Origin of the sequence: Nonomuraea cavernae, from assembly GCF_040655715.1 — a bacterium.
Lineage (GTDB): Bacteria > Actinomycetota > Actinomycetes > Streptosporangiales > Streptosporangiaceae > Nonomuraea > Nonomuraea cavernae_A.
Genome location: NZ_JBFAKL010000019.1, coordinates 111,813 through 128,487, shown reverse-complemented (window position 1 = coordinate 128,487; position 16,675 = coordinate 111,813). Strand labels below are relative to the sequence as shown.

Sequence of the window (16,675 nt, the reverse complement as noted above, 5' to 3'; positions counted from 1 at the left end):
GCTGCCTAGACCCGGCGGCGCCAGATGTCGATGACGAGGATCAGGCGCATGCCCGCCGACAGGTAGAGGCCGAGGGCGGGCGTGGTGTTGTTGGAGTCGACGTGCAGGATCGTGCCCTTGCGGCCGCGTGCGGCGTCGGCGGCGAAGGCGTGCAGCAGCAGGAACCGGCCGAGGCCGCGGCCCCGGAAGGCGGGCAGCACGGCCAGCGTGTCGACGTAGCCGCAGCCCTCGTCGGGGACGAACTGGTCGTTGCCGATCACGAGTGCCGCCGGTCGGCCGTCGATCCTGGCGACGGTGAGCTGGCTCCAGTCGGTGGTGCTCTGCGCCTGCTTGCGCTCGTGCCACTGGTCGTAGCCGACCGGGGCGAAGCCGAAGTGCTCGGCGAATCCCTCCTGGTGGATCCGGTGGGCCTCGCGGCGCACGTCGCCGGTCTCGCCGGTGTGCAGGGTGAGGCCGGGCGGCGGGGCGGGCGGGTCGAGCGGGCCGTCGTGGTCGATGCGCAGCCGGTGGTAGCTGGTGCCGGGCTCGAACCCGTGCTCCCTGGCCACCGCCTGCCTGACCTCATCGGCCCGGTAGAGGCCGATGTCGACGGTGGCGCCGTCGTGGCCGCGTTCGCGCGCCAGCTCGCCCGCCCGATCGAGCACGGTGCGCCACAGCTCGCCGGTCAGGTCGCCGGAGGGGTCGGCGCCCGGCCGGACGAGCACGTCGACGTCGACCAGGTCACTGTCGCCGTTGCGGCACGCCCAGGCCCACCCGATGAGCCGGCCGTCGTCGTCATGGCTCAGCCAGGCATCCCGGTCGAGGTCCAGGGCCGGGTCGGCGAGCTGGTCGGCGATGTCGTCGAGGGGCGTGTCGACCGTACCGAGGACATCGAGGTCGGTGGCGGTCACAAGGTCGTGGATGGCGGCGGCGTCCTCAGCCCGTGGCCGTCTGATTGATTCCATGGTGGGAATTTTGCACAACACTCGTCCCGAACGCCGCTTGTTTTCCTGTCGGTCGTTAGGCTGGGTACGTGCCTGACGAACGGCCACTGCACATCGAGATCGCGACCCCGGACCCGACGACCGTCCGGGCCGTGCTGAAGGGCGACCTCGCCTATGACACGGTGGCGCAGCTGGCGGCGCTGGCGCCGGCCACCGGATACCGCCTGCTCGAGCTCGACCTGTCGGAGCTGTCGTTCGTCGACTCCTCCGGCCTGGCTGCGCTGATCCGGCTGCACCAGCAGGCCGAGCTCGCCGACGCGGCCCTGCGCGTGGTGGCGTTGACGCCCCACCTGCGCGGCATGCTGCGCATCACCGCGCTCGACCGGCTGCTGGCGCTGCCGCCGCCCTGACCGGGCCGCCGTTCAGCCGGCCGCGGGAGTGACCCGTTCCTCCTCGCCGGGCGGCGTGACCGGCGCGCCGCGCAGCGGGATCTCCTTGATGAACACCGCCAGCAGCGGCACGGCGACGGCGAACAGGATGGCCCAGCCGAAGACGCCGGAGATCGACGAGGCCAGCGACTCCAGGATGCCGGTGCGGACCTGTGGCTGCAGCTGGGCCAGCGCGCCCGGGTCCATCCGGCCGCCGCCCTTGACGGTCTCCTCCGCCGCCTGGGCGCCGAACCTGGTGGTCAGTTCCGACTGGAAGCCGTGGTTGAAGATCGCGCCGAACAGGGAGACGCCGAACGAGCCGCCGATGGACCTGAAGAACGTACTCGCGCTGCTGGAGACGCCGAGGTCCTTCTGCTCGACGCTGTTCTGCGCGATCAGCATCGTGGTCTGCATGAGGAAGCCCATGCCGAGGCCGAGCACGGCGATGTAGATGCCGGTCTGCCAGCTCGGCGTGCCGGCGTCCATGGTGGACAGCAACCACATGCCGAGCGTCATGACCACGCCACCGACGACGGGGTAGATCTTGTACCTGCCGGTGGCGGTGATGGCCCGGCCCACGAAGAGCGAGACGACCATGGACGCCGCCATCATCGGCAGCAGCAGGAGGCCGGAGTTGGTGGCGGTGGCGCCCTGCACGGTCTGCTGGAAGAGCGGCAGGAAGTTGATCATGCCGAACATGGCGAAGCCGAGCAGGAAGCCGACGACCGAGATCAGCGTGAAGTTGCGGTCGCGGAACAGGTTGAGCGGCATGATCGGCTCGATCGTCCGGCGCTCGACCTGCACGAACAGCGCCATCGTGACCACGGAGACCGCGACCAGGGCGAGGATCTGCCAGGAGCCCCACGGGTACTCGTTGCCGCCCCAGGTCGTGACGAGCACGATCGCGGTGATGCCGATCGACAGCAGGATCGCGCCGAGCCAGTCGATGCGCACCCGGTCGCGGTGGCGGGGCAGCTTGAGCCGGACCGCCAGCAAGGCGATCGCGATGGCGCCGACCGGCAGGTTGACGTAGAAGGCCCATCGCCAGTCGAGGTAGTCGGTGATGAAGCCGCCGACCAGCGGGCCCGCGATCATGGCCAGCGACATGACCGCCGCCATGATGCCCTGGTACTGGCCGCGCTCGCGGGGCGGGACCAGGTCGCCGATGATGGCCATGACGTTGACGATCAGACCGCCGGCGCCGAGGCCCTGCAGGGCGCGGAAGGCGATCAGCTCGGCCATGCCACCGTCGGGGCCGCCCAGCAGCGCCGAACCCGCCATGCCGCAGAGCGCGGACCCCACCATGAAGATGACGATGGAGATCATGAAGATGGTCTTGCGGCCGTAGAGGTCACCGATCTTGCCCCAGATCGGGGTGGAGACGGTGGTGCCCAGCACGTAGGCGGTGACGACCCAGGACAGGTGCGACAGCCCGCCGAGCTCGCCGACGATGCGCGGCATGGCCGTGCCCACGACCATGTTGTCGAGCATCGCCAGGGCCATCGCGAGCATCAGCGCGGGTAAGACGACCATGACTTCGCGACGGCGTCCGACTGCCTCGTCCACGACTTTCCCCCTGTGAGATCATGCTTACTTGCCGACCGGCAAGCCCCCGATAAACTAGATACTTACTTGTCGGCCGTCAAGTCGAAATAGGTGCACAGTGCGGGAAGACACGCGGACCCGAATCCAGGAGATCGCGCTCAGGCTCTTCACCGAGCAGGGCTACGAGGCGACCTCCCTGCGGGAGATCGCCGAGGAGCTCGGCGTGACCAAGGCCGCGCTCTACTACCACTTCAAGACCAAGGACGACATCGTCGCCGGTCTGGCCGACCAGCGGGTGGCCGAGATCGAGGAGTTGCTGGCCTGGTTCAAGGAGCAGCCCCGCACTCCGGAGGCACGACGCGAGCTGCTCCAGCGCTACGCGGTCCAGCTGAAGCGGACCCGCTTCGTGGAGGTCAACCGGTTCCTGGAGCGCAACCAGACCGCGATGCGCGACCATCCGAAGCTCCTGCGGATGCGCGAGGCCATGCTGGAGCTGACCGGGCAGCTGAGTGAGCCCGGCGATCCGCTCGCCACCCGGATCAGCCGGTCGATGGCGCTGTTCACGTTGCACGCCGGCAAGTGGCTGACACACGACGAGACCGTGCCGGAAGACGAGATCATCGAGGCCAGCATGGAGGTGGCGCTCCGGCTGCTGGAACCGTGACCGTGATTGGGATAGCCGATCGTGGGCAGGCTGCTTCACGCATCCGAACGGGAGGAGAAACGGTGGAGGCGACGATAGCGCTCCGGCTGCCCAGGGATGCGGCGAGTGTCCCGCTGATCAGGCAGATCTTCGAAGGCGCACTGCGCACTCTGGGGGTCGATCCGCAGGTCCGCGACGACATCGAGCTCATGCTCACCGAGGCGTGCGCCAACGTGGTCAGGCACGCCGCACCCAGCGACGAATACACCGTGAGCGCGGGAGTCTATGACGATCTGTGCGTGATCAGGGTCATCGACACCGGCGGCGGCTTCGACCCCGGCAAGCTCGGCGAGGCGCCCGCGGGCTCAGAGCACGGCAGAGGGCTGCAGATCATGCGCGCGCTGGCCGACGACATCCGCTTCACCAGCAAGCCCGAGCACGGGGCGATGGTGTGCCTGGAGAAACGGCTGACGTTCGTGCCAGGCGCGGTGGGACCGCATCTCATGACGAGCGACCACTCCGTATGACTCCCCGCCGGGTCGTCCCCGCCACGACGACGAGCGCGATCAGCACGACGACCGAGACGACGAAGAGGGCCACGAACATCAGGGAGAAGGCGATCGCCAGCGAAGCGATCATGCCGAGGATGGCCAACATCAGCCCACTACTTCCCCACTACCAGGACTTATACCTCTTTTGAGGATATGTCAGGGTTACCGGGGAGCGAGGTCGAGTCGGCTCGGCAGCAGGTCCAGGCGGCGGAGAATGACGCCCTCGCGCAGGGCCCACGGACACACCTCGAGCCGGTCGACCTCGAACAGGTCCATGGCCGCGTCGGCGACCACGGCCCCGGCCGCGAGCTGACCGGCCCGCCCCTCGGACACCCCCTGCAGCACGGCGCGCTCGGCGGCGGCCATCGTGGTGAGCTTGGCGGCCCAGTGGGCCATGTCCTGGCGTGACAACGAGCGCGAGACGTAGAAGCCGTCGCCGGACGGGGCCGCCCCGGCGATCCTGGCGAGCTGCTTGAAGGTCTTGGACGTGGCCACGGCCCGGGTGGGCTGGCCGAAGCGCACCACGTCGCCGACCTCGCGGGCGATCTCCGCGCGCACATGCCTGCGCAGGCCGCGCACCTCGTCGGGTGTGGGCGGGTCGCCGGCCAGCCAGTCGCGGGTCAGCCGCCCGGCGCCCAGGGGCAGGGACACGGCCACGTCGGGCTCCTCGTCGTAGCCAGCCGCGATCTCCAGCGAGCCGCCGCCGATGTCGAAGGCGAGCAGCCGTCCCGCGGACCAGCCGAACCAGCGGCGCACGGCCAGGAACGTCAGCCTGGCCTCATCACGGCCCGACAGGACCTCGATGTTCACCCCGCAGCGCTCGTCGATCCGGGCCAGCACCTGCTCGCCGTTGGCGGACTCGCGGACGGCGGAGGTGGCGAAGGCCAGGAAGTCCTCGACCCCCTTGTCCTCGGCGATGCGCAGGGCCTCCTCGACGAACGCGCCGAGCAGGTCGATGCCCTCGGCGGACAGCTCGCCCGCCGCGTTGAGGTGCTCGGTGAGCCGCATCTCCTCCTTGTGGGAGTAGGCGGGGATGGGCCGGGCACCGCGGTGGGCGTCGACGACGAGGAGGTGGACGGTATTGGAGCCGATGTCCAGCACGCCGAGTCGCATGGGACGACGCTACCGGTCGGCGACCGGCGCGGCGAAACCGGACATGACCGGCGCCGGGGGCGACGACGTCATGGCCGAGCGACTACCCTTCCAGGTGGTCACCACACATAAGGGGGCATGGTGGGCGCGTGCTGCGGTCCGAGCAGGAGCCCTGCCGCTCCGCCGTACCCGGCCGGGGAGCAGGCGAGGCCGCCGGAGCCGGGCCCGGCGCGACGAGAGCCGCCGCGCGGGATGGCGCGGGTGCCCGGCGGGACGTTCCTGATGGGCGGCGACGACCCCGACGGCTGGCCCGAGGACGGTGAGGGGCCGGTGCGCGAGGTTCGGCTGGCGGCGTTCCTCATCGATCCGGCCTGCGTCACCAACGCGCGGTTCGCCACCTTCGTCAAGGAGACCGGCTACGTCACGGAGGCCGAGCGGATCGGCTGGTCGTTCGTGTTCCGGCAGTTCGCCCGGCGCGGCGTCATGGACGCGAGGGTGCCGGGAGCCCCCTGGTGGGTCGGCGTCGAGGGGGCGACGTGGCGCTCTCCCGAGGGGCCGGGCTCCTCCGTGGGCGAGCGGCAGAACCATCCGGTGGTGCACGTGTCGTGGCACGACGCCCACGCCTACGCCTCCTGGGCGGGCAAGCGGCTGCCGACCGAGGCCGAGTGGGAGATGGCGGCGCGCGGCGGGCTGGAGCGCCGGAGATACCCGTGGGGCGACGAGCTGGCGCCGAAGGGGCGGCAGCGGTGCAACATCTGGCAGGGCCCGTTCCCGTCGGCGCCGAGCAGGGGCACGATGCCGGTGAAGTCGTTCCAGCCCAACGGCCACGGCCTCTACGACGTCGCGGGCAACGTCTGGGAGTGGACCGCCGACTGGTGGGGCACCACCTGGGAGGCGTTCGCCGAGAACCCTGCCGGGCCGGTCGAGGGCGCCGCCAAGGTGCTCCGCGGCGGTTCCTACCTGTGCCACGATTCCTACTGCAACCGCTACCGGGTCGCCGCGCGCACCGCCAACACCCCCGACTCCTCGACCGGGCACACGGGTTTCCGCTGTGCGGCCATACCCTGATCGCATGTCACGAACTCTGCGACTGTTGATCACCGGGGGCGGCACCGGCGGTCACACCTATCCGGCCCTGACCACCCTGTCGGCCATCCAGCGACGTCAGGTGGCGCACGACGTGCTCTGGGTGGGCACGGCCGGCGGCCTTGAGGCCAGGATCACCACCGAGCACGGCATCCCGTTCAAGGCGATCACCACCGGTAAGCTGCGCCGCCGGCCCAACCTGCGCGAGCTCGGCACCAACCTCGCCGACGTGTTCCGCATCCCCGTGGGCGTGATCCAGGCGGTGGTGCACGCCGCCCGCTACCTGCCCGACGTGGTGCTGTCGACCGGAGGGTACGTGGCGGTGCCGATCGGGGTGGCGGCCAAGCTGATCCGTCGGCCGCTGGTCATGCACGAGCAGACCACGGTCGTGGGGCTGGCCAACCGGATGCTGGCCAGGCTGGCGACCCGCATCGCGCTGTCGCACGAGTCGTCGCTCGAGTACCTGCCCGCCTCGGCCAGGGACAAGGCCGTCGTGACCGGCAACCCGATCAGGCCCGAGCTGCTGCACGGCAGCCAGGCGGCGGCCTACGACCTGTTCGGGCTGACCTTCGAGGTGCCGCTGATCTACGTGACGGGCGGCGCCCAGGGCAGCAAGCAGATCAACACGCTGATCGCGGAGATCCTGCCCGGGCTGCTGCCGCACGCCCAGGTGGTGCACCAGTGCGGGCCCGCCTGGATCGAGCAGATGCGCGCCATCCAACTGCCGCCAGAGCTGGCCGACCGCTACCACCCGGTGCCCTACGTCGGCGCCGAGCTGGCCGACCTGTACGCCGCCGCGGACGTGGTGATCGCGCGCAGCGGCGCCGGCACGGTGTCGGAGCTGACCGCCGTCGGCCGGCCGTCGGTGCTGATCCCGCTGATCCCGACGGGCGGCGACGAGCAGCGCAAGAACGCCGCCTACCTGGTCTCGGCGGGCGCGGCGCGGGCGCTGCTGGAGCCGCGTCCCACCGCGGACCTGCTGCTGGCGGAGCTGATGCCGCTGCTGGCCGATCCCGGGCTGCGCGGGTCGATGGCCGACGCGGCGCGCAAGCTGGGCCGGATCGACGCGGCCGACGTCCTGTGCGACGTGCTGCTCGACGCGGCGCACTGGCCGCGCTAGCCGGAGCCTCGGCGGGCGAGGTGGCGAAGTCCTCGTGGGCAAAGCTCAGGGGGCGAGGTGGCGGAAGGCCTCGTGAGCGGAGCTGACGCTGTCGCGCAGCGCCCGCTCCAGCAGGTCGGCCTCCTCGCCCAGCCTGCCCAGCTCGGGGACGGCCGCCTCCCCGGCGCCCGACTCGGCCAGCAGTTCCTCGTAGCGCGGCAGCCTGACGTTGAGCTGCTCGATCTGGTGACGCGCCCGATAGGCCCGCTCGGCGTCGGCGACGTGCCCGGCGTAACGTTCCAGCGCCTCGACGCGCGCCAGCACCGCGCCCTCGCTGCTGTCGAGGGCCCTGGCCAGCGGCTCGGCCACGGCGGCGACCTCGGGCGTCACACCCTCGGCGACGACCTCCTCGTGCTCGGCCCGGAGCGCCGACAGCTTGGCGAGCAGCCGGGCGATCTCCCACTCCTGCGCGGGCAGCATCACCGCGTTGCGCACGCGGTCCAGCAGCCCCTCGGCGTTGACCCGGGAGACCAGCACCGACTCGATCGCCGCCTGCGCGCGGGTCATGAGCGCGCGGGCCGCGTCGTCGAGTTCCTCGCGCAGCACGAACCGTCCCGCCAGCCGCCGCGCGTTGTCGTAGACCTTGAGCTCGGCCTGGCGCCGCCGCTCCAGCTCCGCGTCAGGACGCGGCCTGAGCAGCACGGTGACGACGAGCAGCGCCGCGCACATCATGATCAACACGAACGGGGTGTACCGCCCGCCGCGGAAGAAGTCGAGCGCGGTGGCGGCTGCCGCGAGCGCCAGCGCGACGGCGGTCAGCGGCGCGGCGGGGCCCAGGACGGCAACGTGCCGCCGGTGCGGAGGCGCCCACCCGGCGCGCATCCTCAGCAAGACCTTGCGATGGTCACGTAAAAGCTCGGCGATCTCGTCGGGCACTGCCGGATCCACTACCACCTTCGCATGACGGCCGGGCCCTCTACGGATCCTATGTAGCGGTCTGTCCCGGTGTCAGCCCTCCAAGTAACGGAACGCCTCGTGCGCGGAGCTCACGCTGCGCCGCAGCACGTGTTCCAGCGCGTCGGCGTCCTCGGCGAGCCGTTCGATCTCGGGCACGGCCAGCGCGTCGGCGCCGGACTCGGCCAGCAGCTCCTCGTAGCGCGGCAGCCGGGAGCGCAGCTCCTCGATCTGGCTCCGGGCGTGGAAGGCGCGCTCGGCGTCGGCGACGTGCCCGGCGTAACGTTCCAGCGCCTCGACCCGGGTCACGACAGCCGCCTCGCTGTTGGCCAGCGCCTTCTCCAGAGGCTCGACCACGGCGGCGACCTCGGGGGCGACGCCCCGGGCCAGCAGCTCGCGGTGCTCGGCGCGTAACGCGGACAGCTTGGCGAGCAACCGGGCGATCTCCCACTCCTGCTCCGGCAGCATCACCGCGTTGCGGGCGCCGTCGAGCAGGCCCTCGGCGTTGACGTGGGAGCGCAGCACCGAGCCGATGGCCTGCTGCGCCCGCGTGAGCACGGCCGCGGCCTCCGCGTCGAAGTCCTCCGGCAGCAGGTAGCGGCCGTCGTACCAGCGGGCCTGCTCGTAGACGCCGCGCTCGCGGGGCCGGGCGGTCACGGGCAGCTCGTTGAGGGAGGCCATCTTGATCAGGACGACCAGGACGAACATGCCCAGCAACACGAACCCGACCGGCGCCGCCGGCGACTCCAGCAGCACCGCCATCACGGCGAGCACCACGGGCGTGGCCGCCAGCAGCATCACGCTGGAGGTGCCGCGCCGCCGGCGCTCGGCGGGCGGCACGGCGGGCGGCACCCAGCCGGCCCGGAACCTGGACAGCAACGGGGCGTTGGCGCGCAGCACTCCGGAGATCTCCCGGGGCACTCCGGGATCCACTACCACACCCACGCTCTGCCCTGGCACCTGGCGCCCCCAACGCTCGCGATGTCCGGATCCTACGAGACATTTCGCTCGTGCGTCAGCCTCCCCGAGGACAGTCCGGGAAACCACCAGTTGCGCTCGCCGAGCACCTCCATGGCGGCGGGGACCAGGACCAGGCGGACCACGGTGGCGTCGACCAGCACGGCGGCGGCCAGCCCGACGCCCATGATCTGCAGCGCGCGGTCGTCGAACGCGCCGAACGCGGCGAACACGCAGAACATGATCGTGGCGGCGGCGGTGATGACCCGGGCCGTCCTGGCCAGCCCGGCCGTGACGGCCCGCCCGTTGTCGCGAGTCCGCTCGTACTCCTCCCTGACCCGGGAGAGCAGGAACACCTCGTAGTCCATCGACAGCCCGAACGTGATGACGAACAGCATCATCGGCACCCAGGCGTCGATGGGCCCGGAGGCGCCGCGGCCGAGCACGTCCCACTGGAAGACCGCGACGACCACCCCGAACGCGGCGCCGATGGACAGCAGGTTCACCACGATCGCCTTCACCGGCAGCACCAGGCTGCGGAACACGGCCATGAGCAACGCGAACGAGGCCAGCAGCACGGCGGCCACGGTCCACGGCAGCCGCTCGGCGGAGAACTCCGCGAAGTCGCCGGCGGCCGCGGTGGAGCCGGTCACCAGGACGGGCGCGGGCAGTTCGGCGCGCAGGCGGTGGATCAGCGCGGTGGTGGCCTCGTCCTGCGGCTCGCCGGTGGGCACGACCAGCGCGGCCCGCTCCCCCACGGCGTACGCCCGTGCCACGCCGGGTGTCCGCCGGGCCTGCTCGACGACCTGCTCGACGGCGATCGCGCCGCCGTCCGGCGCGATCGCCAGCACCAGCGGGCCCTGCGCGCCGGGTCCGAAGCCCTGGGCCAGCAGGTCGTGGGCGCGCCTGGTGGTGTCGGTGACCGGCCGGTCGCCCGCGTCGGACCAGCCGGCGCGCAGTTGCGTCGCGGGCAGTGCCAGCGTGAGGAGCAGGCCGAGCGCCAGCAGTCCGGCCGTCCACGGCCTGCGTTGCACGACCCTGCTCCACCGCGAGGACAGCGGCTCCTTCCCGGTACGGCGCGGCAGCGCGAACCTGTCGACCCGGGTGCCGATCATCCGCAGCAGCGCGGGCAGCAGGGTGAGGGAGGCGAGCATGACCATGAGCACCCCGCAGCCCGCGGCCAGCGCGACACCGCCGCCGAGCGAGGGGCCGAGGAACAGGATGCCCGCCCCGGTGGTGATCACGATGATCCCGGCGAACAGCACGGACCTGCCCGCCGTGCGCATGGCCTGTTCGACCGCCTCCTGCACACCGAGCCCCTCGTCGAGGCAGGAGCGGAACCGGGTGACGATGAGCAGCGCGTAGTCGATGCCCACGCCGAGCCCCAGCATGATCATGAGATAGACCGCGAAGCCGGGCGCCGGCACGACGTTCCGCAGCACGGTGAGCAGGGCGACGCCGCCGGTCACGCCGGTGATGCCGATGATCAATGGAAGGGCGGCGGCGACCAGCGACCGGAACGCCACCAGCAGCACCACCGCCGCGGCCACCAGCCCGGCGCCCTCGACGGCTCCTCCGGGGGTGAAGTCCGCCAGGTCGTCGCCGGCCAGCTCCGCGGTCACCCCGGGCGCGCGGAAGCCGTCACGAAGCTGCCTGATCCGCTCGGCGGCGCCGGAGCCGGAGAATTCGAGGGGGATGGCGCCGATCGTCCCGTCGGGAGAGATCTGCCCGTACAGCTCGTCGTCTCCGTCCGGCGTCTCGGCCGGCGTGGCCGGCCGGTCGGCCGGGCCCGCGTGCACGCCGGGGACGCTGTTCAGCCGGTCGACCAGACCGGCCACGGCCTGGCGCACCGCCGGGCCGCCGACCCCGGACGGGGCGGAGATCACGAGCGTGCCCGGCGGCTCGGCCGGCAGGTCGCCGAGCAGTTCGGCGGCCCGTTGACTCTCGGAGGCGGGGAGGGTGAAGTCGTCGTTCGCCGGGCCGGGCCAGGCGGTCGCGGCGGCGACCAGGGCGGCCGTCAGCGCGAGCCAGAGCATCAGGACGAGGCGCCGGTGGCGGGTGCAGAAGGCGATCATGCCGCCGACCGTAGAAACCGCGGACCCACCAGGTCGTCCACCCAGCGCGGACGACGTCGTACACCGAGCGCGGTATCAGGCGTGCCGGCCGGGGCGGACGAGGCCGGTCTCGTAGCCGAGCACCACGAGTTGCGCCCTGTCGTGTACGGCCAGTTTGCTCATCATGCGGTTGACGTGCGTCTTGACCGTGGCCGGGCTCATCACCAGCCGCTCGGCGATCTGGTGGTTCGTGAGGCCCTGGGTGACCTGGACCAGCACTTCGCGCTCGCGGCCCGTCAGCGGGGCCAGGCGGTCGGCGCTGACCGCGCCGGACCGGGCGGCGAACTCCTCGATGAGCCGCCGCGTGACGCCCGGGGAGAGCATCGCGTCGCCGCGGGCCGCGACCCGCACGGCGTGCCGGATCTCGGCCGGTTCGGCGTCCTTGACCAGGAAGCCGCTGGCCCCGGAACGGAGCGCCTCGTAGACGTACTCGTCGAGGTCGAAGGTGGTGACCACGACGACCCGAGTGCGGCCGGACACGATCCGGCGGGTGGCCTCCAGCCCGTCGAGGCCGGGCATCCGGATGTCCATGAGCACCACGTCCGGCGAGAGCCCGCCGGCCAGTCGCACCGCCTCCAGGCCGTCCGCCGCCTCGGCCACCACGCTCAGGTCGTCCTCGGTGTCCAGCAGGGCCCGTAGCCCGGCTCTGACCAGCGGCTGGTCGTCGGCCAGCAGGATCGTGATCACGCGGGCAGCCTGGCCACGACGCGGAACCCGTTCGAGGGGCCGTCGCCGGTGGTGAGCCGCCCTCCGACCGCGGCCACGCGTTCGGCCATCCCGGTCAGGCCGTGGCCGTACAGGTGGCCGTCCGGGTGGCCGTGCGGGTGGCCGCCTGGGGCATCGCCGCCGCCCCCGTCGTCGTCCACCTGTACGGTCACGGCGTCCGGCTCGTAGGTCAGGGTGACCACCGCCCGGGTGGCGTCCGCGTGCCGGATGGTGTTGGTCAGCGCCTCCTGCACCACCCGGTAGACGACCAGGTCGACGGCGGGTGGCAGCGGGCGCCGGGCGCCGACGACGGACAGGCCGACCGGCAGCCCGGCCCCGTCCAGCAGTCCGGGCAACCGGCCGGTGCCGGGCGGCGGCTGCCGCGAGCCGGGGCGGAGGACGCCGAGCACGCCCTTCATCTCGGCCAGGGCCTGGCGGCTGGCCGTACGGATGACCTGGAGGGCGGCCCGCGCCTCCGGCGGGCCGCCCGCGCGCTCGACGGCCTCGACGGCGACGGCGGCATGCAGCGCGATCACCGACACCGTGTGGGAGGTGACGTCGTGCAGCTCCCTGGCGACGCGCAGCCGCTCCTCCTGGGCATGGCGCAGCGCCTCCTCCTCGCGGGTGCGTTCGGCGTCGGTGGCCCGCCGCTCCACCTCGGCCGTGTAGGCGCGCCTGGCCCGCGACACCTCGGCGGGCTGGGCCACGACGAGCACGAGCAGCGCCCAGATGACCACCCCGGCCACCCGGTCCGGCTCCGGGTGCGGCGCCACCGCTGCCGCGGGCACGCCGATCAGGAACGCCGCGCCCGCCCAGCCGGCCGCCCGCCGGCCGGCGGAGATGGTCGCGAACATCGCGACCAGGGCGGGCGCGGGCCAGAACGCGTAGGCGTAGCCGCGCGCGAAGCAGACGGCCGCCACCGCCGCGCAGACGGCCAAGGCGACCTCGGGCCGCCGGCGCAGCCAGGCCAGCCCGAGCGCGGACAGGACCAGCAGCGCGTAACCGGGCAGGTCGAGCGGTGTGGCGGACGGCTGGTTGCCGTACGCCAGGGACGTCGAATGGACGACGATCACCGCCATGCCGCATACCAGCGCGAACGTTCTCACACCGGCACACGGTAATCCGCTCGCCTCCCTCGCGCGATACCGCCGGCGCGGTACCCGTGTACGGCGAGCGCGGCGGCGACGCAGGCGAACGGGATGGCGGGCAGCACGTAGCGGTGGTCGAAGTCGAGAGCGGCCACCGGCGCGACGAGCAGGAACATGGAGAACGTCCACGGCAGCAGCGCCGGGCGGCGCCGGCCGATCGAGCCCGCGCCACCGGCCAGCAGCAGCACGCCGAAGAGGGTCCCGTGCAGGAACCACGGATAGGGGTAGGCGGCCAGGATCGTGCCCCAGGGCTCGACCGAGCTCATGCCGCGGATGCCGGTGTCGTACTCGCGGCGGACCTTCCCGATGAGCCCGTGCTGCTCCGGCAGCGTCCACGAGCCGTGCGGGAAGGTGGACATGGGGGTGACCCGGTTCGGGTGCGGCACCGGGTCCCAGGTGAAGGCGAGTGAGGTGTTCACGACCACCTCGCGCAGGTAGTCCAGCGGCTGGGCGGCGATGGCCCGCACGGCGAAGCTCCTGGCCAGGTCGTTGTAGGCGAACCGGTCGCCGGGCAGCTGGTTGAGGGAGGCGCCGGGCGCCCAGACGTATTCGGAGGCGGCGTCCACGACGGTGCCGTTCGGGCAGAGCACGGCCTCCTTCGCGGGCGGCCGGATGATCGAGCAGTCGGCGAAGGTCATGGTCCGCGCCCACAGCGCGACGCCGTCGGAACCGCTGAGCGCGAACCTGCCGTGATGCTGGGCGTACCAGCCGGCGTAGGCGACCAGCGGCAGCGCCCCCGCGACCGCCGCGGCCACGATCCTCCGCCATCCCGCCCTCCGGATGAGCAGGTAGAGCAAGAGCAGCCCGAGCAGCGGCACCGCGGCCGTGCGGGTGAGACCGGCCAGCGCGAGCAGCAGCCCGGCCAGCGCGGCGGCCCGCGTGGAGACCCGCTCACGCCACATCACGACGAGCAGCGCCGCCACGACCAGGAAGATGACCTGCAGGTCGGACAGGATGGCGTGCTCCAGCCGCACGAACGACGGGTCGAACAGCACCGGCACCGTGGCCAGGCTCGCGCCCCAGCCGGGCAGCGACCGGCGGCGCAGCAGCACGTAGATCATCACCCCGATGCCCAGCCCCATCGCGTGCTGCACCCCGGCGACCAGCTCCACGCTGTGGAAGGGCCGCAGCAACCACAGGAACCAGGAGTAGCCCGCCGGGTGCAGGGCTCCCTGCGGTCGCAGGTGGAGGGCGGTGTCGAGGTAGGTGAAGGAGTCGTACCAGTAGAGCTGCGCGGTGTCGTACCCGAGCATGACGAGCACGCGCAGCGCGGCGGCCAGCGCGAGCACGATCACGAACAGCCGGTGCCCCTGGCGCTTCCGCGCGGTCACGCCGTGCGGGCGTGACCGGCTGAACGCCGTGAGGGTGTTGGCCATGGTTGTCCCCCGGTGACGGGGCCGGGCGGATCCCGGCCATAGGGGACGAAGTCCAGCGATTTCGCGATAACGTCGGCGTCACCGATTGTGGTTATGCCCGCGTTATGTCGGTGTGGGCACACTGGCGGACTCATGATCTTTGGGGCCAGGTTGTGTGTTCTGTTTTGGGGGGCCAGGTGCGAGTTCTGATCGCCGAGGACGAGCGCATGCTCGCCGACTCGATCGCCGAGGGGCTGAGAGGTGAGGCGCTGGCCGTCGACGTCGCCTACGACGGTGAGGCGGCGATCGAGCGGCTCAGCGTCCACGACTACGACGTGCTGATCCTCGACCGGGACCTCCCGCTGGTGCACGGCGACGACGTGTGCGGCACGGTCGTCGAGCGGGGGTGGCCGGTCAGGGTGCTGATGCTGACCGCCGCGGGCGACGTGCGTTCCAGGGTGGCCGGGTTGTCTCTCGGGGCCGACGACTACCTGCCCAAGCCGTTCGCGTTCGAGGAACTGGTCGCGCGGGTGCACGCCCTCGGCCGCCGGGCCAGGCGGGCCGACCCGCCGATGCTGGAGCGGGCGGGGGTCCGGCTGGACTGGGCGCACCGGCAGGTGTTCCGCGAGGGCCGGTACGTGCCCCTGGCCCGCAAGGAGTTCGGCGTGCTGGCCGAGCTGCTGCGCGCCCAGGGCGCCGTCGTCTCGGCCGAGGAACTACTGGAGAAGGTATGGGACGAGCACATCGATCCGTTCACCAACACGGTGCGGACCACGATGGCCAAGCTGCGCAAGAAGCTGGGCGAGCCCCAGGTCATCGAGACCGTGCCCGGCTCGGGGTACCGGATCCCATGAGCCTGCGCCTGCGGTTCGCGCTCGCCTGCGCCGTGGTCTTCCTGTTCGTCGGGACGCTGCTCCTCGCGACCCTCTACCTCGTGGTGCGGCAGAGCCTCGAACCCCGCTCGGGGCTCGGTCAGCCGAAGTACATCACGCTGGACATCGGACAGTACTGGCGGGGCGATCTCGGCTACGCGGTGGCCCAGCAGCGGGTCAGCCAGGTCCGCGCCATCTACCAGGACGACACCCTCTACACCGTGCGCACCCTCGGCTCGTTCGCGGTCCTGGCGGGCGCGGCGGGCGCCTTCGGGCTCGGCTGGCGGACGGCGGCCTGGGTGACGCGGCCGATCAAGGACGTCACCGAGACCGCGCGCCGCGTCGCGCAGAGCCACGACCTGACCGAGCGCATCGGCTACGACGGCCCGCGCGAGGAGGTGAAGGAGCTGACCGACATCTTCGACACCATGCTCGACCGGCTGGCCCGCTCGTTCGACGGGCAACGGCGGTTCGTCGCCAACGCCTCCCACGAGATGCGCACGCCGCTGACCATCAACAGGACGCTGGTGGACGTCGCGGTGCGCCGCCCCGACGCGACCGACGACGTCAAACGGCTCGGCGAGTCGCTGCTGCTGGTCAACACCCGGCACGAACGGCTCATCGACGGGCTGCTGGCGCTGGCGGAGGGCGAGCAGGCGGTGCTGGACCGGCGGCCGTTCGACCTGACCGACGTGGCCGAGCACGTGATGGACCAGGTGGCCGGAGAGGCGGCCGAGCGGGAGGTGACGATTCACCGGCTGCTCGACTCGGCGCCCACCACCGGGGAGGCGGTGCTGGTGGAGCGGCTGGTGCAGAACCTCGTGGAGAACGCGATCCGGCACAACCACCCCAAGGGCGAGGTGTGGGTGACGACCCGGCAGCGGGCCGAGCGCGTGGAGCTGGTGGTGGCCAACACCGGGCTGCACGTGCCGCCGTACGAGATCGAGGCGATCTTCCAGCCGTTCCGGCGGCTGCACGGCGACCGGCTGCGGTCCGACCGGGGCAGCGGGCTCGGGCTGTCGATCGTACGGGTCATCACCGAGGCGCACGGCGGCACGGTCACCGCCCGGCCCCGGGACGAGGGCGGGCTGACGATCACCGTGGAGCTCCCGGCCGCCTAGCGATCTTTGGCCGCCAGGTGCGCGCCCGGCCGGTGTCGCGTCCGGCCGGTGTCGCGTCCGGCCGGTGTCGCGTCCGCCGCGT

17 protein-coding genes are annotated in these 16,675 nt (G+C 72.1%); 7 read left to right on the top strand and 10 right to left on the bottom strand.

Going from position 1 to position 16,675, the window contains the following annotated elements; genetic code table 11:
- Window positions 1–5: 5 nt before the first annotated feature.
- The gene (locus AB0I38_RS26200) at window positions 6–944 is read right to left on the bottom strand and encodes a GNAT family N-acetyltransferase (RefSeq protein WP_358472447.1); all 939 of its coding nucleotides are present in this window, start codon (window positions 942–944) and stop codon (window positions 6–8) included.
- Window positions 945–1,012: 68 nt separating this feature from the next.
- Between AB0I38_RS26200 and AB0I38_RS26195 the strand changes: the two genes are divergently transcribed.
- On the top strand, window positions 1,013–1,333 hold the full coding sequence (locus AB0I38_RS26195; RefSeq protein ID WP_358472444.1) for an STAS domain-containing protein: 321 nt from the start codon (window positions 1,013–1,015) through the stop codon (window positions 1,331–1,333).
- Between the two features lie 12 nt (window positions 1,334–1,345).
- Here AB0I38_RS26195 and AB0I38_RS26190 read toward each other — a convergent pair whose 3' ends face one another.
- A complete protein-coding gene (locus AB0I38_RS26190; protein ID WP_358472440.1) occupies window positions 1,346–2,917 on the bottom strand; it encodes an MDR family MFS transporter in 1,572 nt (523 codons plus the stop codon).
- Window positions 2,918–3,014: 97 nt separating this feature from the next.
- On the opposite strand from AB0I38_RS26190, the gene AB0I38_RS26185 reads away from it, so the two are divergent.
- Both AB0I38_RS26185 and AB0I38_RS26180 read left to right on the top strand, forming a co-directional pair.
- Complete coding sequence (locus AB0I38_RS26185; RefSeq protein WP_358472432.1) at window positions 3,015–3,560, top strand: TetR/AcrR family transcriptional regulator; 546 nt, start codon at window positions 3,015–3,017, stop codon at window positions 3,558–3,560.
- A gap of 62 nt (window positions 3,561–3,622) precedes the next feature.
- Window positions 3,623–4,066 carry an ATP-binding protein gene (locus AB0I38_RS26180; protein ID WP_358472430.1) on the top strand — a complete coding sequence of 148 codons (444 nt, stop codon included), beginning with the start codon at window positions 3,623–3,625 and terminating at the stop codon, window positions 4,064–4,066.
- Here AB0I38_RS26180 and AB0I38_RS26175 read toward each other — a convergent pair.
- Together AB0I38_RS26175 and AB0I38_RS26170 are read right to left on the bottom strand one after the other, a co-directional pair.
- Window positions 4,041–4,196 carry a hypothetical protein gene (locus AB0I38_RS26175; protein WP_358472429.1) on the bottom strand — a complete coding sequence of 52 codons (156 nt, stop codon included), beginning with the start codon at window positions 4,194–4,196 and terminating at the stop codon, window positions 4,041–4,043. The two genes, AB0I38_RS26180 and AB0I38_RS26175, sit on opposite strands and share 26 nt — an antisense overlap.
- Window positions 4,197–4,252: 56 nt before the next feature.
- The gene (locus AB0I38_RS26170) at window positions 4,253–5,203 is read right to left on the bottom strand and encodes a Ppx/GppA phosphatase family protein (RefSeq protein WP_358472427.1); all 951 of its coding nucleotides are present in this window, start codon (window positions 5,201–5,203) and stop codon (window positions 4,253–4,255) included.
- Window positions 5,204–5,434: 231 nt separating this feature from the next.
- On the opposite strand from AB0I38_RS26170, the gene AB0I38_RS26165 reads away from it, so the two are divergent.
- Both AB0I38_RS26165 and AB0I38_RS26160 read left to right on the top strand, forming a co-directional pair.
- The gene (locus AB0I38_RS26165; protein ID WP_358472424.1) at window positions 5,435–6,250 is read left to right on the top strand and encodes a formylglycine-generating enzyme family protein; all 816 of its coding nucleotides are present in this window, start codon (window positions 5,435–5,437) and stop codon (window positions 6,248–6,250) included.
- Window positions 6,251–6,254: 4 nt separating this feature from the next.
- The gene (locus AB0I38_RS26160) at window positions 6,255–7,388 is read left to right on the top strand and encodes a UDP-N-acetylglucosamine--N-acetylmuramyl-(pentapeptide) pyrophosphoryl-undecaprenol N-acetylglucosamine transferase (RefSeq protein WP_358472422.1); all 1,134 of its coding nucleotides are present in this window, start codon (window positions 6,255–6,257) and stop codon (window positions 7,386–7,388) included.
- Between the two features lie 45 nt (window positions 7,389–7,433).
- Here AB0I38_RS26160 and AB0I38_RS26155 read toward each other — a convergent pair whose 3' ends face one another.
- The 6 genes from AB0I38_RS26155 to AB0I38_RS26130 all read right to left on the bottom strand — a co-directional run bounded on the left by AB0I38_RS26155 (window position 7,434) and on the right by AB0I38_RS26130 (window position 14,621).
- Complete coding sequence (locus tag AB0I38_RS26155) at window positions 7,434–8,315, bottom strand: hypothetical protein (protein WP_358472420.1); 882 nt, start codon at window positions 8,313–8,315, stop codon at window positions 7,434–7,436.
- Window positions 8,316–8,375: 60 nt separating this feature from the next.
- Entirely contained in the window at window positions 8,376–9,266 is an 891-nt protein-coding gene (locus AB0I38_RS26150; protein ID WP_358472418.1) for a hypothetical protein, read from the bottom strand.
- Window positions 9,267–9,313: 47 nt separating this feature from the next.
- Entirely contained in the window at window positions 9,314–11,353 is a 2,040-nt protein-coding gene (locus tag AB0I38_RS26145) for an MMPL family transporter (protein WP_358472416.1), read from the bottom strand.
- Between the two features lie 75 nt (window positions 11,354–11,428).
- On the bottom strand, window positions 11,429–12,079 hold the full coding sequence (locus tag AB0I38_RS26140) for a response regulator transcription factor (RefSeq protein ID WP_358472414.1): 651 nt from the start codon (window positions 12,077–12,079) through the stop codon (window positions 11,429–11,431).
- Complete coding sequence (locus AB0I38_RS26135) at window positions 12,076–13,203, bottom strand: sensor histidine kinase (RefSeq protein WP_358472412.1); 1,128 nt, start codon at window positions 13,201–13,203, stop codon at window positions 12,076–12,078. The genes AB0I38_RS26140 and AB0I38_RS26135 overlap by 4 nt, the downstream gene beginning before the upstream one ends.
- Window positions 13,200–14,621, bottom strand: coding sequence for a hypothetical protein (locus AB0I38_RS26130; protein WP_358472410.1), 1,422 nt, complete (start codon window positions 14,619–14,621; stop codon window positions 13,200–13,202). The genes AB0I38_RS26135 and AB0I38_RS26130 overlap by 4 nt, the downstream gene beginning before the upstream one ends.
- A gap of 176 nt (window positions 14,622–14,797) precedes the next feature.
- Between AB0I38_RS26130 and AB0I38_RS26125 the strand changes: the two genes are divergently transcribed.
- Window positions 14,798–15,454, top strand: coding sequence for a response regulator transcription factor (locus AB0I38_RS26125; RefSeq protein ID WP_358472408.1), 657 nt, complete (start codon window positions 14,798–14,800; stop codon window positions 15,452–15,454).
- Window positions 15,451–16,593: a sensor histidine kinase gene (locus tag AB0I38_RS26120; protein ID WP_358472406.1), complete on the top strand. Its 1,143-nt coding sequence runs from the start codon at window positions 15,451–15,453 to the stop codon at window positions 16,591–16,593. The genes AB0I38_RS26125 and AB0I38_RS26120 overlap by 4 nt, the downstream gene beginning before the upstream one ends.
- Window positions 16,594–16,675: the final 82 nt, after the last annotated feature.

Coding starts and splice junctions, on each gene's coding strand:
- AB0I38_RS26200 (WP_358472447.1), bottom strand. CDS start 944: ATGGAATCAATCAGACGGCCACGGGCTGAGGACGCCGCCGCCATCCAC.
- AB0I38_RS26175 (WP_358472429.1), bottom strand. CDS start 4,196: ATGTTGGCCATCCTCGGCATGATCGCTTCGCTGGCGATCGCCTTCTCC.
- AB0I38_RS26170 (WP_358472427.1), bottom strand. CDS start 5,203: ATGCGACTCGGCGTGCTGGACATCGGCTCCAATACCGTCCACCTCCTC.
- AB0I38_RS26165 (WP_358472424.1), top strand. CDS start 5,435: ATGGCGCGGGTGCCCGGCGGGACGTTCCTGATGGGCGGCGACGACCCC.
- AB0I38_RS26160 (WP_358472422.1), top strand. CDS start 6,255: ATGTCACGAACTCTGCGACTGTTGATCACCGGGGGCGGCACCGGCGGT.
- AB0I38_RS26145 (WP_358472416.1), bottom strand. CDS start 11,353: ATGATCGCCTTCTGCACCCGCCACCGGCGCCTCGTCCTGATGCTCTGG.
- AB0I38_RS26130 (WP_358472410.1), bottom strand. CDS start 14,621: ATGGCCAACACCCTCACGGCGTTCAGCCGGTCACGCCCGCACGGCGTG.
- AB0I38_RS26120 (WP_358472406.1), top strand. CDS start 15,451: ATGAGCCTGCGCCTGCGGTTCGCGCTCGCCTGCGCCGTGGTCTTCCTG.